Source organism: Nonomuraea sp. NPDC004354 (genome assembly GCF_053602555.1).
The window spans coordinates 182,690-209,371 of the sequence record NZ_JBSGDV010000007.1; the positions used below are offsets into that span (position 1 = coordinate 182,690).

Sequence of the window (26,682 nt, forward strand, 5' to 3'; positions counted from 1 at the left end):
CTCAGCCCTTCCTCGTGATCAGTACGGCTGCGAGGTCGTCGCTCAGGACCTCCCCGTTGATCTCGGTGACGCTCTCGATGAGGCGGTCGAGATCGATGCCGCCGTGGTCGGCGATGATCGCCAGCAGGCCCTCGGTGCCGAGCAGGTCGGGCCCGCCGTCCACGGTGGCCTCGATCAGCCCGTCGGTGTAGGCCAGCAGCGACCACGCGTCGCCGAGCGGCACGTCGATGGCCTTCCACTCCACGTCGGGGAAGATGCCGAGCGGCGGCCCCGAGGGGCCGCCCCTGACGACGTCGATCTCACCCCCTCGGATGAGCACGGGCGGCGGGTGGCCGACCAGGTGCATGGTCGCGCGGGCCAGGCCGGGGTCGATGGTGGCGGTGCAGAGGGTGGTGAAGATCTCGGGAGACTTGCGCTCGTGCCGGAGGACGGTGTCGAGCGTCTGGAGCGCGTCGTTGCCGTGCCGTCCCGCGAGCGTCAGCGTGCGCCAGGCGATGCGCAGCGCCACCCCCAGCGCGGCCTCGTCGGGCCCGTGTCCGCACACGTCGCCGACCACGGTGTGGATCGCCCCGTCGGGGCCCTGCACGGTGTCGAAGAAGTCGCCGGCCAGCAGCGAGCGCTGGCGTCCCGGGCGGTAGCGGGTCCGGTGCTCGACCGCGCCGGGCTCCAGCAACGGCACCGGCAGCAGCCCGCGCTCCAGGCGGGTGTTCTCCCTGCGGATCAGCTCCGACTGGATGAGCCGCTGGTGGGCCAGGTCGGCGCGCTTGCGCTCGATGGCGTAGCGGATGGCCCTGGCCAGCAGGCGGGCGTCGATGTCCTGCTTGACCAGGTAGTCCTCGGCGCCCTCTGCGACGGCCGCGATGCCGACGTGCGCGTCGTTGAGGCCGGTCAGCACGACCACGGCCACGTCGGCCGCCATGGCCAGCACATGGCGCAGCGCGTCCATGCCGGTGGCGTCAGGGAGGGAGAGATCGACAAGAACGCACTGGATGTCGCGGTTGAAGCGGTCCTTCGCCTCGGCCATGCTGCGCGCCCACGTGATCTTCGGCGGCTTCTCCACCTCCTGAAGCAGCTCCTCGACCAGGAACGCGTCGCCAGGGTCGTCCTCGATCAGCAGCAGGGGCGGCATTTCAGGAAGGCCGTGGGCTGTCACGTACACCTCTGATGAGCTCGACACCTTGGGGGAGTTCGCCGCCATGCTCCGCTTCGGCCAGGAAGAAGAGCAAGGTGGCACGGAAGGCCTGGGCGGCCCTGGTCTGTTCGACGTCCTTACGATGCGCCAGCGCGATCGTACGGCGCAGGCCGGGAGGGGCGAGGGGGATGCCGGTCAGGCCCGGCCTGCCGTCCAGCACCATGGAGGGCACCACCGCCACGCCCAAGCCGGCTTCGACGAAGCGCAGCACGGCGTCCATCTCGCCGCCCTCGACGGCGAACCGCGGCTCGAACCCCGCCTGCCGGCAGGCGGCCAGCGTGGCCTCCCGCAGGTCGTAGCCGCGCCTGAACATCACCATGGGACGCCCGCGCAGGTCCTCGATCCGCAGGTACGGCCGGCGGACCCGCTCGTGTGACGGTGCGGCGACGACCAGGTTCTCACGCAGGACCTCCTCCGTCACCAGGGCCGGGTCGTCGCTCTGCAACGGCATGATGATCACCGAGAGGTCGAGCTGCCCTCTGGCGAGCGCTCTGACCAGGTCGCGCGAGCCGCCCTCCTCCACGAGCAACTCGATGCCCGGATAAGCACGATGAAAACGAGCGAGCGCGTCGGCCAGCAGGCCCGCGCACAGCGACGGCGTGGCGCCGAGCCGTACGCGGCCTTTCCTGAGGCCGGCCAGCTCGGCCACCTCCTGGCGGGCGGTGTCGGCGTCGGCCAGCATCCGGCGCGCCAGCGGCAGCAGGGCCTCGCCCGCGGGGGTCAGCGTGACGTTGCCGCGCGCGCGGGAGAACAGCGGGGCGCCCAGCTCCGACTCCAGCGCCTTGATCTGCTTGCTCAGCGACGGCTGCGCCACACGCATGCGCTCGGCGGCCTGGGTGAAGTGCCTCGTCTCCGCCACCGCGACGAAGTAGGCGAGCTGCTGGAGCTGCACTTTCCACAGCGTAGGGGTTGTGAGATTGGTCGCACGGCAGCGGGTGCCAAGCGCCCCTCTGCCGGATGTATAGCCTGAGGCTATCGAAACCAGAACTGTGATGACTTGGACGGATAAACGCAGCGTAAATAGCGTCGGACGTTGTGACAGCCACGATTGAGCGCGGATCCGCCACCGCGCCGGTTTCCACCCCCGCCAAGGCACCACAGCCACCGGCGAAGCCTTCAACGCCCAAGAAGACCGGCGGGTTCCTGGGCTCCTCGAACGGCAAGAAGGCCGTGATGGCCGTCACAGGCGCCATTCTCGTGCTGTTCCTGCTGCTCCACATGGTGGGCAACCTCAAGATCTTCCTGGGGAAGGCCTCCTTCGACGAGTACGCGCACTTCCTGCGCGTCATGGGCGAGCCGCTGGTGCCGTACCGGACGGTGCTGACGCTCACCGAGGCCGTCCTGTTCGTCAGCGTCGTCCTGCACATGTGGGCGGCCATCTCGCTGGCCAGGCGCGCGGCCAAGGCCCGCCCGGTGAAGTACGCGGTCAAGAAGTCGCAGGCCAAGGGCTACACCACGCACATCATGCGGTTCGGCGGCATCACGATCGCGCTGTTCGTCGTCTGGCACCTGCTCGACCTGACCTTCGGCGTCGTCAACCCGGCCGGTTTCTCCTCCGCCCCCTCCGAGCGGCTGGTCGACGGCTTCCAGCCCGGACGCTGGTGGGTGACCGTCTTCTACGTCGTGGCCGTCGTCATGGTGGGCCTCCACCTGCGCCACGGCCTGTGGAGCATGTTCCAGACGCTCGGCTGGTCGAACGGCCGCCGCCGCAAGCCGCTGAACACCGTGGCCGCCCTGGTCTCGGCCGTACTGGTCGCCGGCTTCCTCGCGGTGCCGTTCGCGGTCATGACAGGAGTGGTGAAGTGAAGTACACCGAGGGTCCCGAGATCAGGGACGCCAAGGCGCCCTCCGGGCCGATCGAGGAGCGCTGGGAGAAGCGGAAGTTCGGCGCCAAGCTGGTCAACCCGGCCAACAAGCGCAAGCTGAACGTCATCGTGGTCGGCACCGGCCTCGCGGGCGGCTCGGCCGCCGCGACGCTCGGCGAGCTCGGCTACAACGTCAAGTCCTTCTGCTACCAGGACTCGCCCAGGCGCGCGCACTCCATCGCCGCGCAGGGCGGCATCAACGCCGCCAAGAACTACCGCGGCGACGGCGACTCGATCTACCGGCTGTTCTACGACACGGTCAAGGGCGGCGACTTCCGCGCCCGCGAGTCCAACGTCTACCGGCTGGCCCAGGTGTCGGTGAACATCATCGACCAGGCCGTCGCGCAGGGCGTGCCGTTCGCCCGCGAGTACGGCGGGCTGCTCGACACCCGCTCCTTCGGCGGCGCGCAGGTCTCCCGCACCTTCTACGCGCGCGGGCAGACGGGCCAGCAGCTCCTGCTCGGCGCCTACCAGGCGCTGGAACGGCAGGTCGCGGCGGGCACCGTGCAGATGTTCACCCGGCACGAGATGCTCGAGCTGATCGTCTCGGACGGCAAGGCGCGCGGCATCATCGTCCGCGACATGGTGACCGGCGAGATCGAACGCCACGTGGCCGACGCGGTCGTGCTGGCCACCGGCGGCTACGGCAACGTCTTCTACCTGTCGACGAACGCCAAGGGCTGCAACACCACCGCGATCTGGCGGGCGCACGAGCAGGGCGCCTACTTCGCCAACCCGTGCTACACGCAGATCCACCCCACCTGCATCCCGGTCTCCGGCGAGTACCAGTCGAAGCTGACGCTGATGTCGGAGTCGCTGCGCAACGACGGCCGCGTGTGGGTGCCGCTGGCCAAGGGCGACACGCGGGCTCCCGGGGAGATCCCCGAGGACGAGCGCGACTACTACCTGGAGCGGATCTACCCCGCCTTCGGCAACCTGGTGCCGCGTGACATCGCCTCCCGCGCCGCCAAGAACGTCTGCGACGAGGGCCGCGGCGTCGGCCCCGGCGGGCTGGGCGTCTACCTCGACTTCCGCGACGCGATCAACCGCCTCGGGCGCGACGCCGTCGGCAAGAAGTACGGCAACCTGTTCGAGATGTACGAGCGCATCACCGGCGAGAACCCCTACGACGTGCCGATGCGCATCTACCCCGCCGTCCACTACACGATGGGCGGCCTGTGGGTGGACTACGACCTGCAGTCCACCATCCCCGGCCTGTTCGTGATCGGTGAGGCCAACTTCTCCGACCACGGCGCCAACCGCCTGGGCGCGTCGGCGCTGATGCAGGGCCTGGCCGACGGGTACTTCGTGCTGCCGACCACCATCGGCGACTACCTGGCCGACGGCCCCTTCGGCGAGGTCGACGAGGAGGCCGTCGCCGAGGCCGAGATCAAGGTCCGCACGAAGATCGACAAGCTGCTGTCGATCAACGGCACCCGCACGCCCGACTCCTTCCACCGGGAGCTCGGCAAGATCATGTGGGACTACTGCGGCATGGAGCGCACCGAGGAGTCCCTGCGCAAGGCGCTGGAGCTGATCCCGTCGCTGCGCGAGGAGTTCTGGCGCAACGTCAAGGTCTCCGGCACCGCCGAGGAGCTCAACCAGGTGCTGGAGAAGGCCGGCCGGGTGGCCGACTTCTTCGACCTGGCCGAGCTCATGTGCCTCGACGCGCTGGTGCGCACCGAGTCGTGCGGCGGTCACTTCCGCGCCGAGTCGCAGGACGCCGACGGTGAGGCGCTGCGCGACGACGAGAACTTCGCGCACGTGTCGGCGTGGGAGCACAGCGCCGACGGTCCGGTGCTGCACAAGGAACCGCTCGAGTACGAGTACGTCAAGATGAGCCAGCGGAGTTACAAGTGAACCTGACCCTCAAGGTCTGGCGCCAGAGCGGTCCCGGCGACGCTGGTCGGTTGGTGACCTACCTGGCCAAGGACGTCTCGCCCGACATGTCCTTCCTGGAGATGCTCGACGTCGTCAACGAGCAGCTGATCCTGTCGGGTGACGACCCGATCGCCTTCGACCACGACTGCCGCGAGGGCATCTGCGGCATGTGCGGCATGGTGATCAACGGCGTGGCGCACGGCGAGCAGGTCGCCACCACGACGTGCCAGCTGCACATGCGCCACTTCGAGGACGGCGCCACCATCACCATCGAGCCGTGGCGCGCCGCGCCGTTCCCCGTGGTGAAGGACCTGGTCGTCGACCGTTCGGCGTTCGACCGCATCATCCAGGCGGGCGGTTTCGTCTCCGTCCCGGCCGGCTCCGCCCCGGACGCGCACAGCCTGCCGGTGCGCAAGGAGGACGCCGACGCCGCCTTCGACGCGGCGACCTGCATCGGCTGCGGCGCGTGCGTGGCGGCCTGCCCGAACGGCTCGGCCTCCCTGTTCACCGCGGCGAAGATCACCCACCTGTCGCTGCTGCCGCAGGGCCAGCCCGAGCGCGTCAGCCGCGCCAGGGCCATGGTCGACCAGATGGACGCCGAGGGCTTCGGCGGCTGCACCAACACCGGCGAGTGCACGGCGGTCTGCCCGAAGGGCATCCCGCTGGACACCATCGCCAGGATGAACGCCGACTACCTGAAGGCCAACGCCAAGTAGCGCCGTCACGCGGGCCGTACCTCCCTGGGCGGGGGTACGGCCCGCCGTGTTTCCCGCGGTACCGCTGTGACGGGTGGGCACGGAAAATGGTTTGCCTGGTCAGCCGGGCCTTTGTCAATCTTGACGGGCTATGCGCTCCCTACCCCAGGCCGATCCCGGCATCCCTGACTCACGCACGCCCACGCGCTACCTCCTCTGGACCGCGCGCAACCAGGCGGGCGCCCTTGCCGTCGGCATCGGCTTCGCCACCCTGTGGTGGTTCGCGCAGGCGCTCATGCCGCACGTGCTCGGCAGGGGCATCGACGCCGTCCTGGGCAAGGACTCCGGCGGGCTGGTGACCTGGTCGGCCGCGCTGCTCGGGCTGGGGCTCGTGCAGGCCTACGCCGGCATCATGCGCCACCGGCTCGCCGTCTACAACTGGCTGGCCGCCGCCTACCGCACCGTCCAGGTGACCACCAGGCAGGCGACCAGGCTGGGCGCCACGCTGCCCAAGCGCCTGTCGACCGGCGAGGTGGTCAGCGTCGGCAACTCCGACATCGCGCACATCGGCAACTCGATGGACATCCTGCTGCGCGGCACCGGCTCGATCGTGGCGATCGTCACGGTCACCGTGATCATGATCTCCACGTCGCTGGAGCTCGGCCTGCTGGTGCTCGTCGGCGTGCCGCTCATGGCGATCGCGGTGGGCCCGCTGCTCAAACCGCTGCACAAGCGCCAGCAGGCGCACAGGGAGCTCCAGGGCGAGCTGTCCACCAGGGCCGCCGACATCGTCGGGGGCCTGCGCGTGCTGCGCGGCATCGGCGGCGAGCAGGTCTTCGCCGAGCGCTACCGCGAGGAGTCCCAGCGGGTACGGCACGCCGGCGTGCGGGTGGCCGGTGTCGAGTCGGTCCTGGAGGGCGCGCAGATCCTGCTGCCGGGGCTGCTGATCGCGATCGTGACCGGCATCGGCGCCTCGTTCGCCGTCGGCGGGCAGATCAGGACCGGCCAGCTGGTCGAGTTCTACGTCTACGCGGTCTTCCTGATCGGCCCGATGCGCACGCTGACCGAGGCCGCCGACAAGCTCACCAAGGGTCACGTCGCCGCCCGCAGGGTCATCCGGATCCTGGCGATCGAACCAGAGGTGAGCGGCGGCGCCGAGTCCTCGCCCGGCGGCCTGCTCCACGACGTCAAGAGCGGCGTCACCGTCCGGCCCGGCACGCTGACCGCCATCGCGTCCGGCACGCCCGAGGACGCCATCGAGATCGCCGACCGCCTCGGCCGCTACACCGACGGCCAGGTCTCCTTCGGCGGCATCGACCTGGGCTCGCTCCCACTGCGCGAGGTCCGCGCCAGGGTGCTGGTCGCCGACAACAACGCCAGGCTGTTCGCCGGCCGGCTGCGCGACGAGCTCGACGTCCGCGGCGACGCCTCCCCCGAGGCCGTACGGCAGGCGCTGCACGCCGCCTGCGCCGAGGACATCGTGGAGGCGCTCCCCGACGGCCTCGACGCCCACGTGGCGGAGGCGGGCCGGGAGTTCTCCGGCGGGCAGCAGCAGCGCCTGCGCCTGGCCAGGGCGCTGGTGACCGACCCCGAGGTGCTGATCCTGGTCGAGCCGACCAGCGCGGTCGACGCGCACAGCGAGGCGCGCATCGCCGACCGGCTGGCCAAGGCCAGGGCCGGCAAGACGACGCTGGTCTGCACGACCAGCCCGCTGGTGCTCGACCGCACCGAGCACGTGATCTACGTGGAAGGCGGCAGGGTGCGCGCCGAGGGCGCGCACCGGGAGCTGCTGGCCACCGAACCCGCCTACGCGGCGACCGTGACGAGAGGGGAGGACTGAGATGGCTCGGGAGATCCTGCCTGTCGCCGACCAGGCGCAGGTGCGCGCCTACGCCAGGCGGCTGACGCTGAAGTACCCGCGCGAGCTGACCGTCGCCCTCGCGCTGCACGCGCTGGCCGCCGCGGCCGGGCTCGCCGTGCCGTGGCAGCTCGGCGACCTCGTGGAGGACGTGCGGCGCGGCGCCGAGGTCGACGGCACGCTGGTGGCCGTCGGCATCGGAACGTTCCTGGTGCTGCAGTCGGTGCTGGTCCGCTTCGCGGTGCTGGCCTCCTCCAGGCTCGGCGAGAAGGTGCTGGCCGAGCTCAGGGAGGAGTTCGTCGAGCGGGTGCTGGCGCTGCCGCTGTCCACGGTGGAGCGGGCCGGTTCCGGCGACCTGATCACCCGGACCTCGCGCGACGTCGACTCGCTGTCGAGGACGGTGCGCCACGCGGTGCCCGAGACGCTGATCGCCCTCGTCACGGGGGCGATCACGATCGGTGCGATGCTGCTGGTCAGCCCGCTGCTCATGGTGCCGATGCTGCTGGCCGTACCGATCATCTGGATCTCGACCCGGTGGTACCTGAAGCGGGCGCGCGACGGGTACCTGCGCGAGAACGCCGCCTACGCCGACATGACCGAGGGCCTGGCCGAGACGGTCGAGGGCGCCAGGACGGTCGAGGCGCTCGGCCTGCAGGAGCGGCGCCACGCCCGCACCGACGGCGACATCGGGCGCTCGTGGGCGGCCGAGCGCTACACGCTCGGGCTACGCACGGTGTGGTTCCCGGCCGTCGAGCTGGGCTACGTGATCCCCGTGGTGGCCGCGCTGCTGGTCGGCGGGCTGTTCTACATCAACGGGTGGGTGATGCTCGGTCAGGTCACCGCCGCGGTGCTCTACGCCCAGCAGCTCATCGACCCGCTCGACAGGTTCCTGATGTGGATCGACGAGCTGCAGGTCGGCGGGGCCGCGATGGCGCGCCTGCTGGGCGTGGCCAACGTGCCGGACGACCGTACGGCCGGGGCCGACACCCCCGACGGCGAGGACCTGGTGGCCGCCGACGTCCGCTACTCCTACCGCGAGGGCCACGACGTCCTGCACGGCGTCTCGCTGACGTTGCGGCCCGGCGAGCGCCTGGCCATGGTCGGCCCCTCGGGAGCGGGCAAGTCGACGCTGGGCAGGCTGCTGGCCGGCATCCACGGCCCCCGCACCGGCACGGTGACCGTCGGCGGCGTGCCGCTGGTCGACCTGCCGCTCGACGACCTGCGCGGGCACGTCGCCCTGGTGACCCAGGAGCACCACGTCTTCCGCGGCACGCTGCGCGACAACCTGCTGATCGCCAGGCCGTCGGCCTCGTCCGACGAGGTGCTCGGCGCGCTGCGGGCCGTCGACGCGATGGAGTGGGTCGAGTCGCTGCCCGACGGGCTCGACACGATGGTCGGCTCGGGCGGCACGTCGATCTCGCCCGCGCACGCCCAGCAGCTCGCGCTGGCGCGGCTGGTGCTGGCCGACCCGCACACGCTGGTGCTGGACGAGGCCACCTCGCTGATCGACCCGCGCGCCGCCAGGAACCTGGAGCGGTCGCTCGCGGCCGTTCTCGACGGCCGCACGGTGATCGCCATCGCGCACCGCCTCTACACCGCGCACGACGCCGACCGGGTGGCCGTGGTCGAGGACGGGCGCATCAGCGAGCTGGGCTCGCACGACGAACTGGTGGCCGAGGGCGGCTCCTACGCCGCCCTCTGGGCGAGCTGGCACGGCGCCCCGGCGCCGACCGCCCGCTGATCACTTCCAGAAGCGCACCTCGGGGTAGGCGCGGGACGGGCCGTCGAGCAGCGGCTCGTCCCCGCCCCTCAGCTGCCGGTCCACGAAGGCGGCGACGTAGGCGCGGGTGATCCCGATCGCCCGCGTGCCCTCGATCGCGCTGCCCGGAAGGCCGAGCTGGGGCCGGAGAACCGCGTAGTCGACGAAGGCCGCGTGGTCGGTGCCCTCCACGGTGATCCACCGCTTCCAGCCCCCGAGATCGGCCCACGACTGCTTCCAGCTGGTGTCGCGGCCGTCCGGCACGTGCGCGGGGTTACCCGCCATCAGCACGGGCCTGTCCAGCTCCGCCACCACCGGGGCGAACGTGCCGTCCAGATTCGCCGCCGCCTTCACCCGGTGGTCGGCCAGCAGCAGCTGGACGGCGCTGTTGCCGCCCATCGAGTGGCCGACCGCGGCGATCATCGACCGGTCGGCGAGCCCGCGCCCGATCAGCTCGTCGAGGACGAACCGCAGGTCGGCGACCCTGACGGCGGCGACCTTCGCGCCGTCCTGTCCCTTGACGCACGCCAGGCAGGTGGTGGTCCTGCCGTCGGGGAAGGTCGTGGCGACCGACTCGTAGGTGTGCTCGACCGCCGCCACCAGGTAGCCCCTGCTGGCCAGGTCCTCGGCCAGGGAGGTGAGGGTCGCCTTGGGCATGCTGAATCCGGGCGACATCAGCACCAGCGGCAGCCGCTTGTTCGGCGGGGGGCTCTGCCGGGCGTGCGTCCTGGTCTTCACCAGCGCGCCGGGCGGCACGTCGAAGCCCTTCAGCACGGCCGCCGACTCCTCCCCGGTCAGGTACGGCGCGGGCCGGCCGCCGGGCCGCGTGGCGGGGTACCAGAGCGAGACCATCAGCTCCCGCCGGTCGGCCTCGGGGTTCCACGGGTCGGGGCGCGCGGTGTCCACCAGGTGCAGGGTGGTCGTGCCGACGGGCCGGCCGCCGGTCGGTGCGGGCAGGGCGGTCCGCGTGCTGGTCGGTGCGGGCAGGGCGGTCCGCGCGCCGGTCGGTGCGGGGACGGCGGGCCGGGCGCCCTCGGCCCCTGCGGGGACGGCGCCGCTCGTGAGCGCGACCGCTGACAGGGCTGCGACAACAAGTGTTCTCCTCATGCGGGCCACTCTGGTCGGCGTCGCGGGAGCCCGTCCGCCCTCGATCGTCGATCACTCTTTACGACTTTCGTCGTAAAGGGTCCGGTTCGCCGCGCCGTACGCTCGGACCATGCTGCTCGGTGCCGTGGTGTTCCTGGCCTGCCTGGCCGTCGTCAACGGCCAGATGGGGGTGGCGTCCAGCCTGCCCTGGCCGCTGACGACGACGGCCGCCGTACTCGCCGGGCTGGCCGCCTGCTTCACGCGGCGCTCCTGGTGGCCGCTGGCGGTCGCCGGCGCCGCCGGCTACGTGGCGCTGGCGATGTGGCCGCCGCTGCTCGTCGCCTCCTACTACGCGGGCACGACGTCGCGCGGGCCGCGGAGCGTCGCCGCCTACGCGGGCGCGGGCGTGGCCGTCACCGGCCTGTCGGCCGTGGTGGGCGCGCTGCTCGGCGGCACGCGCGAGACGGTGACCGGCACGTTGGCCAACGCGACCCTCGTGGGCGCGGCGGTGATCGCGCTGCCGCTGGTCTTCGGCCTGTGGGTCAGAGCCAGGCGCGACGTGCTCGCCGCCGCGAGGGAGCGCGCCGACCGGCTCGAACGCGAGCAGGTCATGCGCGCCGAGCAGGCCCGTGCACAGGAACGCGCCCGCATCGCCCGCGAGATGCACGACGTCGTCGCCCACCGGGTGTCGCTCATGGTGATGCACGCCGGCGCGCTCGAGGTCAGCACCTCCGACCCGCGCACCGCCGAGGCGGCCGCCCTCATCGGCGGCATCGGCAGGGAGGCCCTGGCCAACCTCCGCGACGTCCTGGGAGTGCTGCGCACCCCCGCGCAGGCCCCGCCCCGCGCGCCCCAGCCCACGCTGGCCGACCTCGACGCGCTCCTGGACCGCTCGCGCGCCCTCGGCCTCACGCTGACCAGGCTCGACGAGGGCCACACTCGAGAGATCGGTCCCACGGCCGAGCGCACCGCCTACCGCGTGGTGCAGGAGGCGCTCGCCAACATCCACAAGCACGCCGGGCAGACCGCCGCCGACGTCGCCATCCGCTTCCTGCCGTCCGCGCTGGAGGTGGTGGTCACCAACCAGCCCCCCGTACGGCCGGCCGCCCCGCTCCCCGAGTCGGGCTGGGGCCTGGTCGGCCTGCGCGAACGGGTCGAACTCGGCGGCGGCACCCTGCACGCCGCCCCCCGCGAGGACGGCGGCTTCGAGCTGCGGGCCAGGATCCCCGCGTGATCCGGGTCCTCATCGTCGACGACGAGGCCCTGGTCCGGTCGGGCCTGCGGCTCATCCTCGAAGCGGCGGGCGACATCGTGGTCGTCGGCGAGGCCAGGGACGGGGCCGAGGCGGTCTCCGCGGTGGCGCGGCTGCGGCCCGAGGTCGTGCTGATGGACGTGCGCATGCCGGGCACCGACGGGCTCGCCGGGGCCGCCCGCGTCCTCGGTGCCGCCGACCCGCCCAAGGTCATCATGCTGACCACCTTCGACCTGGACGAGTACGTGCACGAGGCGCTGCGGCTCGGGGCCGTCGGGTTCCTGCTGAAGGACACCCCGCCGCGTGAGCTGGCCGCGGCCGTACGGACCGTGGCCGAAGGGCAGGCGATGCTGTCGCCGACGGTCACCAAGCGGCTGATCGGGGCGTTCGTGGACAGGACGCCGTCGAGGGCCGAGACGGCCAGGCGGCGGCTCGCCTCGCTCACCGGGCGGGAGGAGGACGTGATCAGGGCGCTGGCCAGGGGACTGTCGAACGCCGAGGTGGGCCGCGAGCTCCATCTGACGGAGGCGACGGTGAAGGCCCACGTCAGCAGGGTGCTGGCCAAGCTCGGCCTGACCAACAGGGTCCAGGCGGCCATCCTCGTCCACGACGCCGACCTCGGCCTCTGAATAATAAGCGCAGCTATTATAGATATGTTTATCATTGCCTCATGGACAAGCCTTCCGAGATCTTCGATCGGGACTACGAGTGGTCTGAGCTCGCCAGGTTCATCGCATACCCGGGGCGAGAGGCGACGCTCGGCGTGGTGTCGGGGCGTCGGCGCCAGGGCAAGACGTTCCTGCTGGACGCGGTCTGCAGGGCGGCGGGCGGATTCTATTTCGCGGCGACGGAGGCGACGCGGGCGGAGTCGCTGCGCCAGTTCGGCACCGCCCTGGCTCACCATCTGGGCGACACCGTCCCGCGTCGCTTCGCTGACTGGGACGAGGCCATGCGCGCGCTCATGGGCCTCGCCGGAGACCGGCCCATCCCTGTTGTGATCGACGAGTTCCCCTACCTGGCGAAGGCGTCGCCCGAACTCCCGTCACTCATCCAGCGCGCGCTCGGTCCTCAGGGGCAGCGTGAGGGTTCGCCGGTACGTCTGTTGCTGTGCGGGTCCGCGCTGTCCTTCATGGGGTCGCTCCTGGCCGGAACGGCGCCTCTCCGCGGCAGGGCGAGCTTGGAACTGGTGGTGCCGACCCTTGACTACCGGATGGCCAGGCGATTCTGGGAGATCGATGATCCGGCCCTGGCACTGCGCGTTCATGCCGTGGTCGGCGGGACGCCCGCCTATCGGCGTGAATTCACGCTGGGGGACGTCCCCAGGGATCTGGAGGACTTCGGCCCTTGGGTGATCCGCAATGTTCTCAACCCCGGGCGTCCGCTGTTCCGCGAGGGCAGGTTCCTCCTGGCCGAGGAGCCGGAACTCCGTGACACCGCACTCTTCCACGGGGTCCTGTCGGCGGTCGCCGGAGGCAACCACACGCGAGGAGGAATCGCCGGTTATCTCGGCAGGAAATCAACGGATCTCGGGCACGCGCTTACCGTGCTCGAGGACATCGGCATGATCTGCAGGGAGCCCGACGCTTTCCACGGCAGGCGGTCGGCCTATCGCATCACCGAACCCATCCTCAGCTTCTATCACGCGATCATGCGGCCCGAGTGGACCGACCTGGAACGGCCAGGGCTGGCCGCGCGGGTATGGGACAGGTCGCAGGCGGCCTTCCGCAGCAAGGTCCTGGGGCCGCATGTGGAGCACCTCGCCCGGCTCTGGACCCGCTGGCATGCCGAGGCCGAGACCGTCGGCGGACGGGCCGCACGCGTCGCGTCGGGCGTGCTGCCGGATCCCGCCAACCGGACCGGGCACGAACTCGATGTCGTGGCGTTCGCCCGCGCGGACGACGGACGAGAGCGGATCATCGCTATCGGTGAGGTGAAGAGCGGCGACGTGGTGGGTCGGGCGCATCTCGACCGGCTGGAACACGCTCGCGGGCTGCTGTGGAGTAGGGACGAGCGGGCGACAGCCGATACGCGGCTGCTGCTGTTCAGCGCGAACGGGTTCACGCCACAACTGGAGGAGATCGCTCAGAGGCGTACGGACGTGCGGTTGGTGGGGCTGGACGAGCTCTACGAGGGCTCCTGAGCTGTCTGCGGACGTGGGCGGGCAGGTCACCGGCGGGCCCGAACCCCCACCGCCTGTGGGGGTTCGGGCCGGACGGTGGATCAGACCAGGCCCAGCGCCTTCTTGAGGAAGTCGACCTGCAGCAGCAGCAGGTTCTCCGCGACGACCTCCTGCGGCGTCATGTGGGTGACGCCGGACAGCGGCAGCACCGTGTGCGGGCGTCCCGCCGCCAGCAGCGCCGACGACAGGCGGAGGGTGTGGGCGGCCACCACGTTGTCGTCGGCCAGGCCGTGGACGAGCAGCAGCGGGCGGTCGAGCTTGGCGGCGTCGGCGAACAGCGACGACTGGTCGTACACCTCGGGCTGGACGGCGGGGTCGCCCAGGTAACGCTCGGTGTAGCAGGTGTCGTACAGGCGCCAGTCGGTCACCGGCGCCCCCGCGATGGCCGCGTGGAAGACGTCGGGGCGGCGCAGGACGGCGAGCGCCGCCAGGAAGCCGCCGAACGACCAGCCGCGGATGGCCACCTTGGACAGGTCGAGATCGTCGGGGTACTGCTGCGCGACGCCCTGGAGCGCGTCGATCTGGTCGTCGAGGACGGGCGTGGCCAGGTCGTTGAGGACGGCCCGCTCGAAGGCCGGACCGCGACCGGGCGTGCCGCGGCCGTCGATGACGACGACGGCGAAGCCCTGCTCGGCGAACCACTGGCTGGTGAGGTACATGCCCTGGGCGGCCAGGACGCGCTGGGCGTGCGGCCCGCCGTACGGGTCGAGGAGCACGGGCAGCTTGCGCGAGCCCGGCTCGTGCCAGGAGGGGAAGACGACCGCGGTCGACAGCTCGCGGGTGCCCGCGCGGCCGAGGTGGACGCGCAGGTCGAGGCCGGGACGCTCGGCGAGCGAGGGGATCGGGATGGTCATGCCGCTGGGCAGGACCACCGTGGCGGAGACGCCCTCCTTCTCGAGCGACTGCTCGGTCAGCACCCCGACGCCGCCCGACAGCCGGCCCGAGTAGACGCCGGACGAGGTGGAGACGGGCATGAGGGAGTGGCCGTCCCAGGTCCAGAGCTGGATCTCGGTCGGGTCGCCGCTGGCCCTGAACAGCACGGTGTCGCGGTCGATGTCGAGCACGTCGCGCACCTGGAGGGTGGGCGGGGTGATCGCGCGGTCGCCGACGAACAGCCGGCGCCCTCCCTCGTCGTCGGCCACCCAGACCAGGGAGCCGTCGTCGAGATGCCCCGGTACGCCGGTCACGATCTCGACCCAGGCGTCGTCGGTGTCCTCGCGCAGCAGCGTGGCCGCGCCGGTGGCCGGGTCGACGGTGAACAGGCGCAGCGCCTTCTGGTCGCGCGGCATGGTGACGATCGACAGCGCGTGGGAGTCCCAGGCGGCGGTGGTGAGGTACTCGTCCTCGAACGGCACCGCGACCCTGGAGCCGTCGAGCCCGATGACGAACAGCTCGGTGCGGGCGTTGGGCGTGCCCGCCGCCGGATACCGCTGCGGTACGGCGGCGCGGTCCGGATTGGCGGGGTCGGCGATGTACCAGGTCTGGACGGGCGCCTCGTCGGCGCGCTCGACCAGGAGTGCGTCGCTGCCGGGTGCCCACCAGTAGCCGCGGTGGCGGTCCATCTCCTCGGCGGCGATGAACTCGGCCAGGCCGTAGGTGACGGTGTCGCCCTCGGGCTCGGCCAGGGCGCGGTCGTCGCCGGTGGCCAGGTCGTGGACGCGGAGGCCGCCGCCGGTCACGTAGGCGATCAGGCGACCGTCGGGGGACAGGCGGGGGTCGATGACCGCGCCCGGCGTCTCCAGGCGGCGCGTGGCGCCCTCGGCCACGTCGGTGACGTACAGGCCGCCGGACAGCGCGAAGACGGCCGTCGTGACGGCGGAGTCGGTGGCGTAGGCCACGACGCCACCGGCCTGCTCCCTGCTGCGCTCGCGGCGGGCGCGCTCCTCCGGCGGCAGGTTCTCGTCGTCGGCGTCGAGGGCGCGGGGGTCGACGAGCAGGCGTTCGACGTGGGTGGCGGTGTCGAGCTCCCACAGGCAGGTCACCGGGTCGGTGCCGGACTGCGTCCGCAGGAACAGGACGCGGGCGCCGTCGGGGGAGATGGTGAAGCCTCTGGGCACTCCCAGGGTGAACCGGCGGGTCCTTGCGTGCAGGCGCGGGAAGCTCTCACTCATAAGCCCCCATCCTGCCAGGTGAGACGGTCGCCCCGCGCGTCCGGTGACGCCGTAGGAAACGCAGGTGGAGCGGGTGGAAGCAGTGGTGGAGGCAGGCGCCGGGTGGCATACGCTCGGGGCATGAGTGATCGACGCCTGCTGCTCGTCCACGCCCACCCCGACGACGAGACGATCGGCACCGGCGCCACCATGGCCAGGTACGCCGCCGAGGGAGCCCACGTCACCCTGGTCACCTGCACGCTGGGCGAGGAGGGCGAGGTCATCCCGCCGGAGCTGGCCCACCTGGCGGCCGACGGCGACGACGCGCTCGGCCCCCACCGCGTCGGCGAGCTCGACGCCGCGTGCAAGGCGATGGGCGTCGACGACCACCGCTTCCTCGGCGGTCCCGGCAGGTGGCGCGACAGCGGCATGATGGGCGCCGCCGCCAACGACCGGCCGCACGCGTTCTGGCGGGCCGACCTCGACGAGGCGGCGGCCGAGCTGGTGGCGATCATTCGAGAGGTGCGGCCGCAGGTGCTGGTCACCTACGACGAGGACGGCTTCTACGGTCACCCCGACCACATCCAGGCGCACCGGGTGGCGTGGCGGGCCTTCGAGCTGGCCGCCGACCCGGCCTTCGGCGAGGGCGAGCCGTGGCGGATCGCCAAGTTCTACTACACCGCCACCGCCAAGTCCGTCATGCGCAGGACGGCCGAGGAGATCGAGCGGTCGGGGGTCGGCTTCGTCGCCGAGAACGTCGAGGACGTGCCGTTCGGCGTTCAGGACCACGAGATCACCACCGAGGTGGACGCCCGGCCGTACCTGGGCAACAAGTTCGACGCGATGCGGGCGCACGCCACCCAGATCACCGTCGACCCGCCCTGGTTCGCGCTGTCCAACAACATCGGGCAGGAGGTGTTCGGGGTCGAGCACTTCATCCTGCGCAGCGGGATCACGGGCGAGACCGGGCCGGGCGCGCCGATCGAGGCGGGCGGGCTGGGCGAGCATCACGCCCTGGAGAAGGATCTGTTCGCGGGCATCCACTAACCTCCTCCGTTATGGAGCAACGGAGCCACGCCGAGTCCGCGCTGGCGGGGGCCGCGTACGGCATGCTGGCCGTGCTGGGGGTCGTCCTCGGCGTGGTGGGCGGGTTCACGCACGCGTGGTACGTCGGGCCGACGTGGCCGCTGGCGGCCATCGGCTGGGTGCCCGCGCTGTTCGCGATCTGTTTCGGCGCGGGCAGGCTGATGCGCGCCAAGCTCGGCGCCTCGGCGGTGGCGGCCGGCTGGCTGCTGGTGTCGATGGTGTTCTCGCTGAAACGCGCGGCGGGCGACCTGGTGATCGCCGGTGACGTGGCCGGCTTCGTCTACCTCTACGGGGGCATGGCGGTCGTGCTGGTGGCCGTGTTGCTCTCGCCGTCGTCGGCGGGCGGCGGCTCGTGGCTGCTGAAGGGCGTCGACCAGCAGGCCCCGATGATGCGGCAGCCCCCGCCGACGGTCGACGGGGGCCGCTGACGCGCTACCGGACCCGGGCCACTGGATCCGGGCTACTGGACCGGGGGCTGCGGAGTCGGGGTCGGGGTCGGGGTCGGAGTTGGGAGCGGGTCGGGCTCGGGCGTCAGGTCGCCTGTCTCGCCGTCGTCGTCCTCGCCGCCGTCACCCCCGTCATCCCCCGTGGTGGGGCAGGTGGTCGGGGTCGGCGTGGCGGCCAGCGGGGTCGTGGCGGCCAGGTCCACGGCCGGCGTGCCGCCGTCCGCGGGCGGGACCGCCTGGGGCGTGGGCGGGTTCGGACTCGGCGTCGGGCTCGGGCTCGGGTTCGGGGTCGGGATCGTGTCCTGGGCCGGGGGCGCGGGTGTGCAGGTGACGTAGACCGTGGCGGTCGCCGTGACCGTCGGGCCCGTCGTGACCGTGGTGGTCGCGGTGGTGGTGGCGTTCACCGTGGTGGTCGCGTTCACCGTGGTCGTCGAGGCGACCGTCACCGTGGCCGACGGGACCGCCGACGCGGTGACCGTGGCGGTCGCCGACGGTGTCGCCGTGGCCGTCACCGTGCGCGTCGGCCAGGGCAGCACCTTGAGCGAGACCGAGGCCTTGCCGCTCTTCTTGTAGGTGCCCTTGCCCAGCTTGGTGGAGGCCTTGCCGGCGCCGGTCGTCACCGGCAGGGAGGCGGTGGCCGTCCGGCAGGACTTGCCCTTGCACACCTTCTGCTTCACAGTGAAGCGAGCCGCACCGCCGTACGTGACGGCGACGTCCAGATAGGCGACGCCCTTCTTGGCCACCACCTTGGTGGTCGCGGTGTACTTGGCCGCGGTGGGCGTCGGCGTGGGGGAGGGGCTGGTGGAGACGGGTAACTCCAGCCGGTCAGCCGTGGGGGTGTCAGTGGCCGAGGAGGTCTGGGTGACGGCGAGGCCGCCGACGGTGGCCAGTGCCATGGTGCACACCAGGGCGGCCAGAATGATGAATCTCATGATCCTGCTCTTGGGGGAGATTTCAGGACGGGGATCATTATTCCGATTTGTCAAGTCGGGTCAAGGGTGAGAGGCATGGACAGGCGGCACCGGATCCGCAGGATCGCCAACTTCGTCAACCTCTCCACCCCTCTTGGCCTGCTGATCTCCGTCATCGGCGGGACGACGAGAAAGCCCGGCCCTCAGGGACTCATTCTCGCGTACGGCTACCGCTACGGCTTCCCCGTCGCCGGCGCCTTCACCGTCGGGAACGTCGTGCTGACCAAGCACCCCGAGACCTACCTGACCGGCAGGCTGCTCGACCACGAGGACCGGCACGCCACCCAGTGGGCCTGGTGCGCCGGCCTGCCCATGCTGCCGCTCTACCTGCTCTCCCTCGGCGTGTCGCTGCTGATCTGCGGCAACCAGGCCGCCTACAACCCCTTCGAGCGACTGGCCGGGCTCGACGACGGCGGGTATCCCCGCGCGGCGCCGCGGTGGAAGCGGAACCAGTCGCTCCCGGAGAGGATCGAGAAGGGCGAGTGAGCGAGTCGCGCCCGCTCACGGCGTGAGCGTGAGCGTGTACCTGGCCGCCTTCCTGATCGAGTCGAGCTTGGAGTGCATGGGCGTGGTCCGCCCGTCGGCCCACAGCGCCGCCTGGTCCCAGTAGTTGTCGTGGAAGGCATGTCCCGAGGCGCCGGTCAGGTTGATCCAGCGGGAGCGGTCCATGTCGGCCAGGTCGACGACCATCCGCATCGAGGGGACGGCGGTGATCCCGTAGTCGTCCTGGATGTTCCATCCCGTGGCGTTGACCGCGTCCTTGTTGCCGGGCGAGCCGAACGGGCCGCGGTTGAACAGCGCCTCGACAGGGCCGATGCCCGAGGTGCCGAAGGTCTGGTTGGTCAGGGTGAGCGTGTGCAGGTCGCCCCACCGCCACGCCTTCACGTCCGGGCCGAGCAGTCCGGCCAGCTCGTGGTGGGCGTCGGCCATGGCGGCGCGCAGGATGTCGTCGCGGGTCTCGGTGACGTTCTTGGTCGTCACGTCGTCCCAGTACGGGTCCTCCGGGCGCTCCAGCAGGTTGCGCACGACCTCGTACCAGCGGTCGCCGCCGCCCGGCCGGGCTCCCGAGGGCAGCTCGTCGTTGAACGTCGCCATGAGCAGGTGCCGCCAGACCGCGTTGAAGTAGGCGGCGGGCGCGGAGTCGAGGCCCTGGGAGCCGTCCCATCCGCGCAGCAGCGCCTGGGCGTCGGCGCTGGGGCCGGCCAGGCCCACCTTCAGCAGCGCGGGGACGAGGACCTCGGCCAGGCCGTTGTGGGAGTCCTGCTGGATGCGGCTCATGGTCTCGGCGTCGATCTTGCCGCTCTTGGTCGCCTGCCGGACCCGTTCGAGGATGCGCTTGGCGCGGTAGCCGTACGACCAGTCCTTGGTGAGGAGCTGCCGGTAGCGGTCGGGGTTGATGACGGCGTTGTTGGCGGTGACCACGAAGCCGTCGGCCGGGTCGGAGACGCTGGGCAGCTCGTCGAAGGGGATCGCGCCGCGCCACTCGTACTCGCCGGTCCAGCCCGGCACGGGCCAGGTGCCGTCGCCCTTGGCGCGCACGGGGATGCGGCCGGGCGCCTGGTAGCCGATGCGCCCTTCGGTGTCGGCGTACACGAGGTTCTGCGCGGGCACGTCGAACAGTGAGGCGGCGGCGCGGAACTCGTGCCAGTCGCCCGCCTCGTTCAGGTCGAAGATCGCCTCGGCGGCGGTGCCGGGGGTGAGCGCGGTCCACTGCAGGGCCACGGCGTTGGCCTCGTCCGACGGTTTGACGCTGCCCATCACCTCGTGCATCAGCGGCCCGTGCCTGGTCTTGCGGACCTTGATGGTCACGGGGTCGCCGCCGGCGACCTTGATCTGCACGTTCTTGGTCTCCAGCGGGAGCCATTCGCCCTTGTAGAGGTAGGTGTCGTCCTTGACCTGCTCCAGGAAGAGGTCGGCGACGTCGGGGCCGAGGTTGGTGAACCCCCAGGCGATCTTGTCGTTGTGCCCGATGATGACGCCGGGCACCCCGGAGAAGGTAAACCCTGTCACGTCATAAGCGCATTTTTCCGACTTCGTACGGCAGTGCAGCCCCGCCTGGTACCAGACCGACGGCAGCTGCGCCGACAGGTGCGGATCGTTGGCCAGCAGCGGCTTGCCCGTCGTGGTGTGCTCGCCCGAGACCACCCACGAGTTCGACCCGATCCCGTCGTTCTCCTCGGCCCCCATCAGGTCGGGCACCCTGCTCAGCGCCTCGGCCGCACCGGTGAGGACGGCCGAGCCCTCGCCGAGCCGCGGCTCGCTGCGCTCGTCGAAGCGGCCGTCGGCGATGGTGCCCTGCGTCACGATCGCCGGGTTGCGGTCGAACGGGTAGCCGGGGAAGAGCCGGTTGACCCGCTCCCTCGGCAGCTTCGTGGCGGCGAGGGCACGGTCGATCTCGTCGTCGAGGTTGGAGCGCAGGTCCCAGGCCATCGCCTTCAGCCACGACACCGAGTCGAGCGGTGTCCAGGGCTCGGGCTTGTAGCCGGAGTTCTGCAGCTTCAGGACGGAGTATTCGAGGCTCCTGTCCGAGGCGTTCGGGTGCTCGGCGAGGTAGGCGTTGACGCCCTTGGCGTACGCGTCGAGGTAGCGCTTGGTGCGCTCGGTGAGGTTCGCCAGCTCCTGCTCGGCCACCTCCCGCCAGCCCATCGTGCGGATGACCTTGTCCTCGGTCAGCGTCGCCGGCCCGAACAGCTCCGACAGGCGTCCCGCGGTGACGTGGCGGCGGAAATCCATCTCCCAGAAGCGGTCCTGGGCGTGGACGTAGCCCTGCGCCATGAAGAGGTCTTCGGAGGTGTCGGCGTAGATCTGCGGGATGCCCCACTCGTCGCGGTAGACCTCGACCTTGCCGGTCAGGCCCGCAACCTTGATGGTGCCTTCGAGCCGCGGGAACGACTGCCGCGCTATCCACACGCCGACCGCCGCGAGGACGAGCGCCAGGGCCAGGAGGACGGTCAGCACCCTCGCGAGCCAACGCAGCGGCCACGGCAACCCCACATAGGGCCTGAACCTCACGAAAACCTCCTTATGCCGTGGCTTCGCACCAAGTGTCGCAGCCGTTTCTCGGTGCGACGACCATGATCACCTCGCGTGACGGAAAGGTCGCGATCAGGCGACGTCCGGGCACGAAGGGAGCTAGGTCCAGGTCTGCCCGTCGGGGGTGTCGGCCACCTTGACCCCGAGCTCGGCCAGTTCCTCCCGCAGCCGGTCGGCCGCGTCCCAGTCGCGCGCCTCGCGGGCCCGCGCCCGCTGGTCGAGCAGCTCGGCCGCCCCCGGCGGGAGCACCCGCACCTTGCCGATCTCCGTCGACAGGTCCAGCGCGAGCACCTGGTCCAGATGCAGGAACGACTCGAACTTCGCGCCGGGCGCCACCGACTCGTCCTTCTCCAGCTCCCGCAGCACCCGCAGCGCCGACGGGGTGTCGAGGTCGTCGTCGAGGGCGGCCTCGGCGCGCCGTACCCACGGCTCGGCCATCGGCGCGCTGGGCGACTCGGCCCACTCGGCGACCCTGGTCCGCCACCGGCGCAGCGTCCGGTCGGCCGCCCGCAGGGTGTCCCACGTGAGGTTCATCTGGTGGCGGTAGCGGTGCTCCAGGAACGCCAGCCGGACGGCCAGCGGGTCGAGCCCGGCGGCGGTCACGTCCCGCAGCAGCACCACGTTCTCGGTGGACTTGGCCATCTTGCGCCCGTCGAACAGCAGGTGCTCACCGTGCACCCACCGCCGCACCACCTCGTGACCCGCGGCGGTGTCGGACTGGGCGCGCTCGTCCTCGTGGTGGGGGAAGCGCAGGTCGATCCCGCCGGTGTGGACGTCGATCCGGTCGCCCAGGTAGCGCAGCGACATGGCCGAGCACTCGACGTGCCAGCCCGGGAAGCCCCGACCGCCCCACGGGGTGTCCCACGCCAGCTCGCGGTGCGAGTGCTTCCACAGCGCCCAGTCGGCGTGGAACCGCTTGCGCTCGTCGACCCCCTCCACCCGGTGCCCCGGCCTGAGCGCGTCGAGCCGGTTGCCCGAGAGCTCGCCGTACGAGGGAAAGGTCTGCGCGGCGAAGAACACCGAGCCGTCCGGTACGGCGTAGGCGTGCCCCTTCTCCATGAGCTTGACGATCAGCTCGATCATGAGGTCGACGGACTCGGTGGCGCGCGGGGTGTACTCGGGCGGGCGCAGGTTGAGGGCGGCGGTGTCGCGGCGGAAGGCGTCCTCGTAGAAGCGGGCGATGTCGAGGGTGGAGCGGCCCTCCTCGCGGGCCTGTAGGACGATCTTGTCCTCGCCGACCTCGGCGTCGTCGACGAGATGCCCGACGTCGGTGATGTTCTGGCAGACGAGCACGCGGACCCGGTTGCGCTCCAGGACCCTGCGGACGAGGTCGGACAGGAGGTAGGAGCGCAGGTTCCCGACGTGCGCGAACCGGTAGACGGTCGGGCCGCAGGTGTACATCCTCAGGGCCCTGGCTTGGGGAAGCTCCTCGACCTGCCGGGTGCGCGTGTCGTAGATCCGCAACATGGAACGAGCCTAATCCGGCGCGTCGCCACCCCCAAGGCCCAGCCGTTCGCGGCCGGGCCCTGCTCCCGGCCGCGCCTCCAGGATGGGCTACTCGTCCAGGAAGCCTCCAGGACGGGCTACTCGTCCAGGAAGCCTCCAGGACGGGCTACTCGCCCAGGAAGCCGAGGATGTCGCGGTCGCCGCGCTCGCGCAGCCGGGCGACGACCTCCTCGCGCGTGGCCGTCTCCGGCAGCCCCACCCTGGCCCCGATGAGCCGCAGCCCCTCGGCCTCCGAGTCGACCGGAGCGGTGTAGCCGATCAGGTGCAGCGCCCTGTTCAGCGGGCGCAGCGCCGGCTGGGCGGCGGGAAGGAAGCGCGTCAGCAGCTCCCCGCCGTCCGAGACCGTCAGGAACACGTGGTCGCCCTCGGAGGCGTTGAACTCCGCCAGCACGTTCCTGATCGACCCCATCGTCGGCTGGTTGTGCCAGGAGATCACCACGTCACCCGACGGCGCGGAGGCGGTCAGCGACCCGCCGGGCGCCATCCCGAGGTGCGCGGCGAACCCGGTCGGCAGCGGGGAGCCAGACCCGCGCAGGTGCTCGGCGTTGACGTCCACCCGGTGCCACCAGCGCCCGTCACGCGACCTGAAGCAGCGCCGCGTCTCGGAGACGTCCTTGCGCGGCTGGTAGCCCGGCTGGTCGGGCGCGGCCACCCTGATCCAGCCACGCTGCGAGCGCTCGAACCCCGGCCCGCCCGAGTAGGCGCGCACCGAGCTCTCGCTCACGTCGTATCTCGACGTCAGGTTGGCCACGATGGTGTTGACCGAGGCCTCGCCGCCGGCCCGCTCGATCTCCCTGGCGATCATCTCCCTGATCCCCAGGTACTCCTCGCCGCCCCACCGCGCCAGGCCGTACTTGTTGCGGTCCACGCGGCGGAAGCGCGCGTCGGCGGTCAGCTGGTTGCGGATGCCGACCAGGCTGTAGTCCTCGCCGATCCGCTCCTGGATCTCCTCGGGCGTGAGCGCGTGCCCCGAGACCGCCAGCACGGCCTCGGCCTTCTCGTTCACGCTGCGCGGCCACAGCATGACGTGCCCCTCGTAGACCCGCAGCTGGGGCACCGTGGCCAGCCACCGCTCGGCCACGTCCTCGCGGACACCGAGCTGCGCGGTCATCGCCACCGCCTCCGCCATGGCCTTCGGCCCCTCGGCGAACAGCTGCCTGGTCTTCTCCCGCAGCTCGTCGACACCGCCCGCGATCAGCCAGCCGTCGACCTGGTCGTAGCCGGTCAGCAGCGTCCTGACGAACCGCCACACCGGGATGCCGAGCGTCACCAGCTCGGTGCGGTGCCACGGCGCCGCGTCGGCCAGGTGCTCAGCGGGTACGGCGGAGCCCAACTGCCCACGCAGCCAGGTGACGTGCGCCAGCAGCGGCCCCGCGTCGGGCGAGGCCAGCCACGCCTCCACGTGGTCGCGCAGGTCGCGCTCGATCTGCCTGATCCGCTCGCGCGTCACGGAGAAACGCTGGGCGAGCTCGTCGAGCGTGGCCCGCTGCTCGGCGTAGACACGGTCGCGCGCGATCGTGCGCTGCCGCTCATCGAGGGCGACGAACAACTCGTCGACCAGCTGCGGCAGCGCGACCGTCCTGATCTCGGCGACCGGCTCCAGCAGCCGCTCGAACACGCCGACGAACAGCTTGTGAACCACGTCGCGGCCGAGCACGTCGGGCGTGCGCTCGCTCTCGCCCGGGTTGGAGAACCTCAGCAACGGCAGGATGTCGCCCACCTGCAGATGCCCCCAGAAGGCCACGGCCACGTCGGCGAGACGGCCGGCCACGGCCTGCGTGCCGATCACGGCACACGCCCGGTCCAGCGGGATCGACTGCCACCACGCGTCGGGCAGCTGAGGATCATCCGCGAGAGGTGCGATCTGGACGGGAGAGGTCCAGCGCAGGGGCGGCGCGAGGTCACTCAGGCTGAGATTCATTGGGGTCCAACCAGCAAAGGGAAAGGATATCCGCAGTTCAGAGACTATGTGATTAGGACGACAAAAATGGGCTCCCTCTTCCCGCATGGGAAACGTAGAGCACCGACCGCGCCCGCGTACAGGCCACGTAGAGCAGCCCCCGCTCGCGCTGGAGCACCCGCGCCCGGTCGGCGGGGTCGTCCGGCAGCGGCTCGGGCACCACGCCCTCGGCGATCCCGATCAGCGCGACCCGCTCGAACTCCAGGCCCTTCAACCCGTGCAGCGTCGTGACCCGCACGTCGTGACCCGCTCGGGCGAGCGCCTCCCTGGCGGACCTGACGAGGCGGGTGGTGCGCGCGGCCACGGCCATCTCCGCGGCGGGCACGCCGTCCTCCAGCCACGACCCGATCGTGGACACCAGCCCGGCCAGCTCGGCCTCCGGCGAGTCGTAGGCCCTGATCGTCGGCCGTTCGCCGTGATGCGTGCTGCGGAAGTCGCGCAGCTCCTGCACGTGCTTGACCAGCCCGAGCGCCGGGCCGCCGCCGCGCAGCCGTACCCCGAAGGACAGCACCTCGTGCGGCAGCCGGTAGGAGATCGCCAGCTCGTGCTGCACGGCGTGGATGCCGACCGCCTCCAGCGCGCTGCGATGGTCGGTGATGCGCTGGTGCGGGTCGCCGACCACGAACAGGTCGTCCGGAGCGCGCGGCACCGCCGCGCGCAGCAGCCGCCACTGGGCCGGGCTCACGTCCTGCGCCTCGTCCACCACGATGTGCCGGTACGGCTTGCGCCCCGGCTCGCCGAAGCTCAGCACGTCGTCGAGCAGGTCGCCGGCCGCCCTGGTGAGCAGCCGCAGCGCCTCCTCCGCCAACTCGGCCAGCGAGCGCGCCCCCGGCCCCACGAGCACGGGCTGCCGCCCCTCCACGTCGGCCACGATCCTGACCGCCAGCCGGTCGACGTTGTCGACGTCGACGCGCTTGCGGACCGCCTCGTCCTCGATCAGCGTGTCCAGGCGCGCCGACAGGTCGGCCGCGAGCCCCTGCGTCAACGTCACCAGCAGCACCGGCCCGTTGCCGTGCTCGGCCAGGTGCGCGGCCCGGTGCAGGGCGGTGAGCGTCTTGCCCGTGCCGGCGCCGCCGGTGACGAGCACCGGGTGCTCGTAGTGGCCGGCGCGGGCCAGCCGGTGCTGGGGCGGGTGCAGGAAGACGCACCAGTCGGGCTTGCCGACGATCCTGTCGATCTCCTCGGGCCGCGCGGCGAACACCGCCAGGTCAGGGCTGCGCAGCAGCGCCCCGAGCAGGTCGGAGGTGTCGATCGGCTCGGGGGAGTCCCACGAGGTGCGGCGGGAGTCCAGCGCCTTCCACGCCTCGGGCAGCGAGCCGCCCCTGGCCATCACCGCCAGCGGCAGGTACTGCGTGGGCGGCAGCAGCGGCTCCAGCGCGTCCACGTCCGCCTCGTTGGTGACTAACCTGACCAGCGGCAGCAGCGCGAGGTCGACCCCCAGGCCCAGCAGGTCGGCGTCGTCCACGTCCGCGAACAGCCGCGTCGCCCCGGCCGAGCGGCGCAGGGCGTGCTCGACCCTGCCCAGCGCCTCGGCGTCCCACTGCTCGATCACCCCGATCAGCGGGTTGACGCTGAAGGCGTGCCGGCCCGCGTAGGTCTCGGCCTCGTCGTCGGGCAGCAGCGTGAGCAGCCACGACAGGTCGCCCTGCCGTACCACGACGCCCTTGAGCCCGTCGGCCATCCGCACCGTCCCCACCCCCTCGGGGGCGGGGACCTCGTCGAGGAATCCGTACAGCGCGGCCATGACCTGCCCGCGCTCTGGCGCAGCCAGAGCGCGGAGCTCCCTGGGGAAGCCGGGGGCGATCGCGAGCCGCGCCACGGGC

At 71.6% G+C, this 26,682-nt stretch carries 20 protein-coding genes; 11 read left to right on the plus strand and 9 right to left on the minus strand.

Annotated features, from left to right (window positions below; genetic code table 11):
- Nucleotide 1: 1 nt before the first annotated feature.
- Complete coding sequence (locus tag ACWENQ_RS21900; protein WP_452415835.1) at nt 2–1,129, minus strand: PP2C family protein-serine/threonine phosphatase; 1,128 nt, start codon at nt 1,127–1,129, stop codon at nt 2–4.
- 1 nt (nt 1,130) lies between these two features.
- Entirely contained in the window at nt 1,131–2,084 is a 954-nt protein-coding gene (locus ACWENQ_RS21905; RefSeq protein WP_449917835.1) for a LysR family transcriptional regulator, read from the minus strand.
- Nucleotides 2,085–2,365: 281 nt separating this feature from the next.
- Here ACWENQ_RS21905 and ACWENQ_RS21910 point away from each other — a divergent pair, with 281 nt between their 5' ends.
- The 5 genes from ACWENQ_RS21910 (at nt 2,366) to ACWENQ_RS21930 (ending at nt 9,232) form a co-directional block, all read left to right on the plus strand.
- The gene (locus tag ACWENQ_RS21910) at nt 2,366–2,998 is read left to right on the plus strand and encodes a succinate dehydrogenase cytochrome b subunit (RefSeq protein ID WP_354905978.1); all 633 of its coding nucleotides are present in this window, start codon (nt 2,366–2,368) and stop codon (nt 2,996–2,998) included.
- A complete protein-coding gene (locus ACWENQ_RS21915) occupies nt 2,995–4,917 on the plus strand; it encodes a fumarate reductase/succinate dehydrogenase flavoprotein subunit (RefSeq protein ID WP_354905792.1) in 1,923 nt (640 codons plus the stop codon). The genes ACWENQ_RS21910 and ACWENQ_RS21915 overlap by 4 nt, the downstream gene beginning before the upstream one ends.
- Nucleotides 4,914–5,654, plus strand: coding sequence for a succinate dehydrogenase/fumarate reductase iron-sulfur subunit (locus tag ACWENQ_RS21920; RefSeq protein WP_449917831.1), 741 nt, complete (start codon nt 4,914–4,916; stop codon nt 5,652–5,654). The genes ACWENQ_RS21915 and ACWENQ_RS21920 overlap by 4 nt, the downstream gene beginning before the upstream one ends.
- A 130-nt stretch (nt 5,655–5,784) precedes the next feature.
- A complete protein-coding gene (locus tag ACWENQ_RS21925; protein ID WP_449917828.1) occupies nt 5,785–7,473 on the plus strand; it encodes an ABC transporter ATP-binding protein in 1,689 nt (562 codons plus the stop codon).
- Nucleotide 7,474: 1 nt separating this feature from the next.
- Nucleotides 7,475–9,232: an ABC transporter ATP-binding protein gene (locus ACWENQ_RS21930; protein ID WP_449917826.1), complete on the plus strand. Its 1,758-nt coding sequence runs from the start codon at nt 7,475–7,477 to the stop codon at nt 9,230–9,232.
- Here ACWENQ_RS21930 and ACWENQ_RS21935 read toward each other — a convergent pair whose 3' ends face one another.
- Entirely contained in the window at nt 9,233–10,357 is a 1,125-nt protein-coding gene (locus ACWENQ_RS21935; protein WP_452415837.1) for an alpha/beta hydrolase family protein, read from the minus strand.
- Nucleotides 10,358–10,466: 109 nt separating this feature from the next.
- Here ACWENQ_RS21935 and ACWENQ_RS21940 point away from each other — a divergent pair, with 109 nt between their 5' ends.
- From ACWENQ_RS21940 to ACWENQ_RS21950, 3 genes are read left to right on the plus strand one after another with little or no spacing between them, the layout of a single operon-like run.
- A complete protein-coding gene (locus tag ACWENQ_RS21940) occupies nt 10,467–11,570 on the plus strand; it encodes a sensor histidine kinase (protein ID WP_452415839.1) in 1,104 nt (367 codons plus the stop codon).
- Nucleotides 11,567–12,217: a response regulator gene (locus ACWENQ_RS21945; RefSeq protein WP_452415840.1), complete on the plus strand. Its 651-nt coding sequence runs from the start codon at nt 11,567–11,569 to the stop codon at nt 12,215–12,217. The genes ACWENQ_RS21940 and ACWENQ_RS21945 overlap by 4 nt, the downstream gene beginning before the upstream one ends.
- Nucleotides 12,218–12,258: 41 nt before the next feature.
- Nucleotides 12,259–13,728 (plus strand): AAA family ATPase, encoded by a 1,470-nt coding sequence (locus ACWENQ_RS21950; protein WP_452415841.1) that lies wholly within the window; start codon nt 12,259–12,261, stop codon nt 13,726–13,728.
- An 80-nt stretch (nt 13,729–13,808) separates the two neighbouring features.
- Here ACWENQ_RS21950 and ACWENQ_RS21955 read toward each other — a convergent pair whose 3' ends face one another.
- The gene (locus tag ACWENQ_RS21955) at nt 13,809–15,878 is read right to left on the minus strand and encodes a prolyl oligopeptidase family serine peptidase (protein WP_452415843.1); all 2,070 of its coding nucleotides are present in this window, start codon (nt 15,876–15,878) and stop codon (nt 13,809–13,811) included.
- A gap of 120 nt (nt 15,879–15,998) precedes the next feature.
- On the opposite strand from ACWENQ_RS21955, the gene mshB reads away from it, so the two are divergent.
- Complete coding sequence (gene mshB / locus ACWENQ_RS21960) at nt 15,999–16,904, plus strand: N-acetyl-1-D-myo-inositol-2-amino-2-deoxy-alpha-D-glucopyranoside deacetylase (protein WP_449917816.1); 906 nt, start codon at nt 15,999–16,001, stop codon at nt 16,902–16,904.
- Between the two features lie 11 nt (nt 16,905–16,915).
- Nucleotides 16,916–17,371, plus strand: a complete 456-nt coding sequence (locus ACWENQ_RS21965) for a DUF6113 family protein (protein WP_449917814.1) — start codon at nt 16,916–16,918, stop codon at nt 17,369–17,371.
- Nucleotides 17,372–17,403: 32 nt separating this feature from the next.
- Here ACWENQ_RS21965 and ACWENQ_RS21970 read toward each other — a convergent pair whose 3' ends face one another.
- On the minus strand, nt 17,404–18,321 hold the full coding sequence (locus tag ACWENQ_RS21970; protein WP_452415845.1) for a hypothetical protein: 918 nt from the start codon (nt 18,319–18,321) through the stop codon (nt 17,404–17,406).
- Nucleotides 18,322–18,396: 75 nt separating this feature from the next.
- On the opposite strand from ACWENQ_RS21970, the gene ACWENQ_RS21975 reads away from it, so the two are divergent.
- Complete coding sequence (locus ACWENQ_RS21975) at nt 18,397–18,846, plus strand: hypothetical protein (RefSeq protein WP_452415846.1); 450 nt, start codon at nt 18,397–18,399, stop codon at nt 18,844–18,846.
- A gap of 15 nt (nt 18,847–18,861) precedes the next feature.
- Here the strand turns inward: ACWENQ_RS21975 and ACWENQ_RS21980 are convergent, their stop codons facing one another.
- The 4 genes from ACWENQ_RS21980 to ACWENQ_RS21995 all read right to left on the minus strand — a co-directional run bounded on the left by ACWENQ_RS21980 (nt 18,862) and on the right by ACWENQ_RS21995 (nt 26,678).
- The gene (locus ACWENQ_RS21980) at nt 18,862–21,372 is read right to left on the minus strand and encodes a penicillin acylase family protein (RefSeq protein WP_452415848.1); all 2,511 of its coding nucleotides are present in this window, start codon (nt 21,370–21,372) and stop codon (nt 18,862–18,864) included.
- A gap of 120 nt (nt 21,373–21,492) precedes the next feature.
- Nucleotides 21,493–22,860 (minus strand): cysteine--tRNA ligase, encoded by a 1,368-nt coding sequence (cysS, locus tag ACWENQ_RS21985; protein WP_449917803.1) that lies wholly within the window; start codon nt 22,858–22,860, stop codon nt 21,493–21,495.
- A gap of 145 nt (nt 22,861–23,005) precedes the next feature.
- The gene (locus ACWENQ_RS21990) at nt 23,006–24,820 is read right to left on the minus strand and encodes a sigma factor-like helix-turn-helix DNA-binding protein (protein WP_449917800.1); all 1,815 of its coding nucleotides are present in this window, start codon (nt 24,818–24,820) and stop codon (nt 23,006–23,008) included.
- Between the two features lie 52 nt (nt 24,821–24,872).
- On the minus strand, nt 24,873–26,678 hold the full coding sequence (locus ACWENQ_RS21995) for a UvrD-helicase domain-containing protein (RefSeq protein ID WP_452415849.1): 1,806 nt from the start codon (nt 26,676–26,678) through the stop codon (nt 24,873–24,875).
- Between the last annotated feature and the right edge of the window lie 4 nt (nt 26,679–26,682).

Excerpts from the sequence above, each read along its gene's own strand:
- mshB (WP_449917816.1), top strand. The coding sequence starts at position 15,999 with ATGAGTGATCGACGCCTGCTGCTCGTCCACGCCCACCCCGACGACGAG.
- ACWENQ_RS21965 (WP_449917814.1), top strand. The coding sequence starts at position 16,916 with ATGGAGCAACGGAGCCACGCCGAGTCCGCGCTGGCGGGGGCCGCGTAC.
- ACWENQ_RS21975 (WP_452415846.1), top strand. The coding sequence starts at position 18,397 with ATGGACAGGCGGCACCGGATCCGCAGGATCGCCAACTTCGTCAACCTC.
- ACWENQ_RS21910 (WP_354905978.1), top strand. The coding sequence starts at position 2,366 with ATGGCCGTCACAGGCGCCATTCTCGTGCTGTTCCTGCTGCTCCACATG.
- ACWENQ_RS21930 (WP_449917826.1), top strand. The coding sequence starts at position 7,475 with ATGGCTCGGGAGATCCTGCCTGTCGCCGACCAGGCGCAGGTGCGCGCC.
- ACWENQ_RS21970 (WP_452415845.1), bottom strand. The coding sequence starts at position 18,321 with ATGAGATTCATCATTCTGGCCGCCCTGGTGTGCACCATGGCACTGGCC.
- ACWENQ_RS21900 (WP_452415835.1), bottom strand. The coding sequence starts at position 1,129 with ATGCCGCCCCTGCTGCTGATCGAGGACGACCCTGGCGACGCGTTCCTG.
- ACWENQ_RS21955 (WP_452415843.1), bottom strand. The coding sequence starts at position 15,878 with ATGAGTGAGAGCTTCCCGCGCCTGCACGCAAGGACCCGCCGGTTCACC.
- ACWENQ_RS21950 (WP_452415841.1), top strand. The coding sequence starts at position 12,259 with ATGGACAAGCCTTCCGAGATCTTCGATCGGGACTACGAGTGGTCTGAG.
- ACWENQ_RS21940 (WP_452415839.1), top strand. The coding sequence starts at position 10,467 with ATGCTGCTCGGTGCCGTGGTGTTCCTGGCCTGCCTGGCCGTCGTCAAC.
- cysS (WP_449917803.1), bottom strand. The coding sequence starts at position 22,860 with ATGTTGCGGATCTACGACACGCGCACCCGGCAGGTCGAGGAGCTTCCC.
- ACWENQ_RS21935 (WP_452415837.1), bottom strand. The coding sequence starts at position 10,357 with ATGAGGAGAACACTTGTTGTCGCAGCCCTGTCAGCGGTCGCGCTCACG.
- ACWENQ_RS21990 (WP_449917800.1), bottom strand. The coding sequence starts at position 24,820 with ATGAATCTCAGCCTGAGTGACCTCGCGCCGCCCCTGCGCTGGACCTCT.
- ACWENQ_RS21925 (WP_449917828.1), top strand. The coding sequence starts at position 5,785 with ATGCGCTCCCTACCCCAGGCCGATCCCGGCATCCCTGACTCACGCACG.